3 protein-coding genes are annotated in these 4,639 nt (G+C 47.7%); 2 read left to right on the top strand and 1 reads right to left on the bottom strand.

Annotated features, from left to right (window positions below; all coding sequences use genetic code 11):
* Positions 1–236: 236 nt before the first annotated feature.
* Complete coding sequence (gene rtcR, locus H4O21_RS23860) at positions 237–1,820, bottom strand: RNA repair transcriptional activator RtcR (protein ID WP_182812317.1); 1,584 nt, start codon at positions 1,818–1,820, stop codon at positions 237–239.
* Between the two features lie 482 nt (positions 1,821–2,302).
* Between rtcR and H4O21_RS23855 the strand changes: the two genes are divergently transcribed.
* Entirely contained in the window at positions 2,303–3,430 is a 1,128-nt protein-coding gene (locus tag H4O21_RS23855; RefSeq protein WP_182812314.1) for a slipin family protein, read from the top strand.
* Entirely contained in the window at positions 3,427–4,206 is a 780-nt protein-coding gene (locus tag H4O21_RS23850; protein WP_182812312.1) for a nucleotidyltransferase domain-containing protein, read from the top strand. The genes H4O21_RS23855 and H4O21_RS23850 overlap by 4 nt, the downstream gene beginning before the upstream one ends.
* Positions 4,207–4,639 lie beyond the last annotated feature (433 nt).

Below are 4,639 nucleotides of genomic sequence, written 5' to 3'. Positions count from 1 at the left end.
CTGCGGTATATGGTTTTGGCGAATGATATTTTCGCAGTTTCTACTCATGTGACTAGCCTCTTTTCTTCCTGAAACTGTCCGAACTATTGGTTATGAATACCTGAGTTATTCCAAGCTTTGTGCCAGGTTGAATAAAAAACGGCTTAAGCCGCTAAACAAGGGCCTTGCAGGGCAATCCAGTATGCATAATCGAAATCCAAATAAGCCACTATTCGATCTGATAGAATCGCTTTCGATCAATTCAGATCGCTGAACTTCAGGCCAAATTTAGCCAGATACTGGCGTAAGCGATGCCCATCATTGGTGGACTGTTTTTGCAGTCGTGATTTATCAAACAGCCGACGCCCCGCATCAGCGAGTGAACGGGATTCCCGACAAACACCGACCACATATTCCAGCTGCTGACGATCAAAATCATCCAGCGTTGTCATTCGTTCTGCATCTAATAACGCATTTAAATCGACTTTTGACTGAACCGGTCGTAAAGCGCCTTGCCATTGCTCCTGCAGACGTTCGATCTCCTCATCGACCTGCGCTGAACGAATGCGACCACCCTCCGCCAGCGTCGCCATCCGCACCATCGACGCGTTTAAATCACGGAAGTTGTTCTGCCAGGTAGAGGAAGGGGACAATGCGAAATCCAGATAGTGCTTACGTGCATCTGCGTTAAAAGAGACCTTGTGGCCTTTTTCCTTTTCGAGCTGTTGCAGCTCATAGTCGATATTCGGGGCCAGATCTTCTGATCGCTCGGCAAGACCGGGTAAGCGATAACGCCACAAATTAATTCGGGCCAGCAGGTCTTCACGAAAACGACCCTCCAAAACCGCAGCGGCAAGATCGCGATTGGTTCCGGCAATCAATTGAAAATCACTCTGCGAGACCCGGTCGCTCCCCATGGGATAAAAGCTTTTTTCTTCGATGGCGTGTAATAGCATGGCTTGCTCATCGAGGCCCAGTTCACCAATTTCATCTAAGAACAAAACACCGCCGTCTGCTTTCGCAAGCATGCCAGCCCGCTCGGATTGCGCGCCAGTGAATGCCCCTTTGACATGCCCGAACAGCATCGACATAGCGGCATCACCGCGTAGCGTCGCACAGTTTACACTGACAAATTCCCCTCGAACCTGACCACGCTGGTGCTTAAGCTGGTATAACCGCTGCGCTAATTGTGACTTACCCGCACCCGTTGGACCCGTAATCAGCATCGGTGCGGAGGAACGCACCGCAACAACTTCCATTTGCTCGATCATCTGGTTGAATTTTTTGTTTCGGGTTTCGATACCGCTTTTAAGAAAGCTGAGGTTATCGCGATACTGGCGGTCAAACCGAGACGCGATTTTGTCGTATTTTGATAAATCCAGATCAATCACATTGACTGAACCGGCGGCACCTTCTTTACCGGGAGAGCTTTGTAACAGTTTGGCCGGGATGTAGTTCGCTTCGCATAAAAGATACCAGCAGATTTGTGCAACGTGGGTTCCCGTGGTGATGTGCACATAATAGCTCTCATCTGCCTCGGCAAAACGATAGCCCTCAGCAAAGTCGAGCAGGGCGCCATACATCTCCTCAAAATCCCATGGGTTAGACAGGCTATATTCATGCAATATCACTTCAGTGCCGGGCGAGGCGCATTGAATATCCTCGGCGACTCTGGTGGCAAAGCTGAGCTCTTGCGTTTCATGCAGCAGCTCAAAACGATGCAGGGGCAGCTCCGGCTGCTGTACTACCCCCAGAGTCGGGCGCCATTTATTCCAGCGATTCTGGCCCTTGCCACGCCTATCCAGGCGCGACCCTAAAATCCCAATGCCTACGTTTTTCACAGATCCCTCGCGATATATAACGATCAAATTCGATATTTAACAGGCTATCAGAATTTAGCTGCCATGGCCTGATAAAAATAAAAATATAATAAAAACAAAAGATTAAAAATAAAAAAGAAAACTGGCACGTAGCTTGAAATAACTAAACCGAGTCGATGAGTTGTGGCGCTGTGTTCTGGCAGGCCGACACCTCTTCTTTGAAGCAGGGTGTATCACTCATCCAACAGTTGCAGGTTCAAATCCTGCTCAAAAAACAGATTACTCGAAAGAGACGGGTTCGAATCCCACTATCCTGAAAACTTTACAGAGAAAGGAGCAAGTAACAACAAACGAAGGCCCGCTTTTACTGACTCATCTGCGCTAGGGCAACAGGCAGCAAAGGACACCGATATGCAAGGACGGCATGAGCCTGACGCTTCCGCGCTGACAGATAGGTAAAACCCCGACGTTTGTGTCTTGCTCCGCACTAAAAGGAAGACACTATGTTTACATCATGGACCCTGAGCCAGACCCAGCGTGGCTTACTGTTTAAAGATAAAGAACTCACTGAGGTTTTAGCGAGCGGAAAGCATCGCCGTTTCAGCCTGGGTAAAACATTCAACTTAGAAGTATGCGACATTCACGATGGGGCATTTACCCATGCCGACCAGCGCATGCTGGCAAAGAATCCATTATTGTCTGATGCGTTACTGGAAGTGGCCACCAGCGCAACACAAGCTGCACTTATTTATAAAGACGACGTGCTAACACGCGTGATCGCACCGGGCGAACGGCATTATTTCTGGCAGGACAGCGCAAGCTGGAAGGTTGAAACTATTGAAATCAACCAGGCCGATTTATCCATTGAACCCACGCTACTGCGTGAACTGATTCAACAGGGCGTGCTAAACGACGTTTACTGCGCTCTGGTAGAAGACCAGCAACGCGGCCTGTTATTTGTTGATGGCAAACTGATTACATGCTTAGACGCAGGCCGCTACGGCTTCTGGAACTTTGAAAAACAAGTCGCCGTGCAAACAATCGATACACGCCTATCTATGGTTGAAATTCAGGGCCAGGAGATTTTAACCAAAGACCGGGTGAGTATTCGTATGAACCTGAGTGTTCATTACGCGATTTCAGACCCGGTCGCTTATGTGCGCGGCAGCCGTAACAGCAAAGACCTGGTTTATCGCACCGTACAGTTGGCCCTGCGAGAAGCGGTTGGTGTACAAACGCTGGATCAGTTATTGGAACACAAACATGATTTATCCAACGACTTACTGGCTGCGGTTAAAGGCAAGTTAGAAGCCTGTGGCATTGATACACAGGAAGTGGGCATTAAAGATATTATCCTGCCTGGTGATATGCGCGATATTCTGAATCAGGTGGTACAAGCACAAAAAGCAGCCGAGGCGAACGTGATTCGTCGTCGGGAAGAAACCGCAGCAACCCGCTCACTGCACAACACCGCAAAACTGCTTGAGAACAACCCTGTGCTGATCAAGCTAAAAGAACTGGAAGCGCTGGAAAGAATTTCTGAGCGTATTGAGAAAATACAAATTGTCGGCGGATTGGATCAGGTTCTCAACATGTCGAATCTGTTAAGTACAACTAAGGATGGCTCATGATGGACCCAAAAAAGGAAATAGAGCGGCGCCTGCGCGCTGCTGAAGCTGAATACGATGTAAAAGTGGTGTTCGCGATAGAGTCGGGTAGTCGTGCCTGGGGTTTTGCCTCGCCAGATAGCGACTACGATGTACGGTTCGTTTACGTCCGCCCTTTGCACTGGTATGCCAGCTTCGACGTTGAAAACAGACCCGATGTTATTGAATATCCCATCGTTGACGACTTTGATATCAATGGCTGGGATCTTCGTAAGGCATTGGGCTTATTACTCAAGTACAACCCCTCGCTGATTGAGTGGCTGCATTCGCCGATTGTCTATCGCGACGATGGACACTTTGCTTCGGCCTGTAAAGCCTTGCTGGCCGACTCATTTAATACCACCCGAGCGGCATACCACTATCTGAGCATGGCCAGGAACAACTACCGTGAACACTTACAAACTGATGAAGTACGGTTAAAGAAATACCTTTACGTGCTTAGGCCATTACTCACACTGCGTTGGCTGGCAGAACATCGTTCACCCGCACCGATTGTGTTTGATGAATTGCGAGCGGCGGTTAACATCGAGCCGGTTGTAGATCTTGCTATTGATGATTTGCTAACTCGCAAAAAAGCCAGTGGAGAAAAAGAGCGTGTAGCCAGAATTGAAGTGCTTAATGAGTTTATAGAAAGTGAGCTGAAACGTTGGGAAGAGATGCCTGACTTTGACAAAGAATCGATCGACTCGGAAGCGTTGAATAAGATTTTTCGGGATTACACTATTGCGGCTAACTCGTAGATCAAAAAGCCAGTAGTCTTTGTTAAGATAAGGCTGTTTTTTTGTTTGGTCGTGCCAGTCAGTATTAAAAACGTACCAGGCAGAGCATTTTGCCAGTTCTGAGGCAGGATGCTTTTCTATGTGCCATTGCTTTGAGTTGGTGATATCTGAAGGCTTTAACTGAAGGGGCAGAGCGAGTACTTAAATTGCTGTCTGGATATACAGTATATTTTGTGAGATTTATATAACTTTGCTCGGATAATCTGTCGCAATGCTCGGTTTGTCGGTGTATTATTTTTCTATGTTCAAGCAAATCAACATGTTATAGCCTGCATCACAGAGAAAGCGAGTGCGCGTTGATTTGAAATAACAGGCATGCTCGGTTTTCAGGGATGAGAAAACACAAACCTTCTATTTTTCTCTTCCTGAACAATCAGTTATGGCATTTCTCGGT

It is taken from the genome of Oceanospirillum sediminis, from assembly GCF_014164585.1.
GTDB lineage: Bacteria > Pseudomonadota > Gammaproteobacteria > Pseudomonadales > Halomonadaceae > Oceanospirillum > Oceanospirillum sediminis.
This window is presented reverse-complemented; position numbering and strand designations above follow the sequence as displayed.

Excerpts from the sequence above, each read along its gene's own strand:
- H4O21_RS23855 (WP_182812314.1), top strand. The coding sequence starts at position 2,303 with ATGTTTACATCATGGACCCTGAGCCAGACCCAGCGTGGCTTACTGTTT.
- H4O21_RS23850 (WP_182812312.1), top strand. The coding sequence starts at position 3,427 with ATGATGGACCCAAAAAAGGAAATAGAGCGGCGCCTGCGCGCTGCTGAA.